Source organism: Collinsella sp. CLA-ER-H9 (assembly GCF_040092295.1).
Taxonomy (GTDB): Bacteria; Actinomycetota; Coriobacteriia; order Coriobacteriales; family Coriobacteriaceae; genus Collinsella.
In genome coordinates, this window is record NZ_JBBNLV010000042.1 from 1 (window position 1) to 647 (window position 647).

1 protein-coding gene is annotated in these 647 nt (G+C 70.2%); it reads right to left on the reverse strand.

Annotated elements, in window-relative coordinates:
- On the reverse strand, window positions 1–361 hold a 361-nt coding region (locus AAAX73_RS09725; RefSeq protein ID WP_349125782.1), incomplete at its 3' end, for a transposase.
- Window positions 362–647 lie beyond the last annotated feature (286 nt).

Below are 647 nucleotides of genomic sequence, written 5' to 3' on the forward strand. Positions count from 1 at the left end.
CGGACATCGCCGCGCGGGCCGCTCTCTCCGCGTCCGACTCGTCGCACTTTCCCTGCCCCGGGCGCCTCCTCTGCGTCCTCGCCGGGGAGAGCGCCTCGCGCACGGGCATCCCCAGCGACGCGAGGTGCCTGGTGAGGCCCGCCCCGTAGGACGACGTCCCCTCCATCGCGACGCAGGCCGGCTCCCCGGCCGCCGCGATCGCCCCGGCGAGCGCCTCGTATCCCGCCGCGTCGGCGGGGAACCGGCGGGACAGGACCTTGCGGCCCCTCCAGTCCAGGACGCACAGCCAGTGCGAGTCGGCGTGGGTGTCGACCCCGCAGAAGACCGGCCCGCGGGCGCCGGGTGTCGATTCGGTTCTCATGTCTCGCTCCGTTCTTTCCGTGCTCGCCTGGACCGGGCAGACGGCACACTGACGGGGCGCGATAGAATGCGGTTGTTCGGGTCCGCGGTATCGCTCCATGCTCCTATTAGGTCATGCGGCGGTCTCGGCTCGCCGCGGCCCGCGCGGGACATGTCAGGAAACGAGGGCAGCCCTGTGGGCGCCAGCGGAATGTGGGGTCACCGCGCGGACCGCGTCTGATGGTGTCGACGTCAATGGTATACGGGCGCATCATCGACGTCTTCAATACAGAAAATATCAGTGCGGA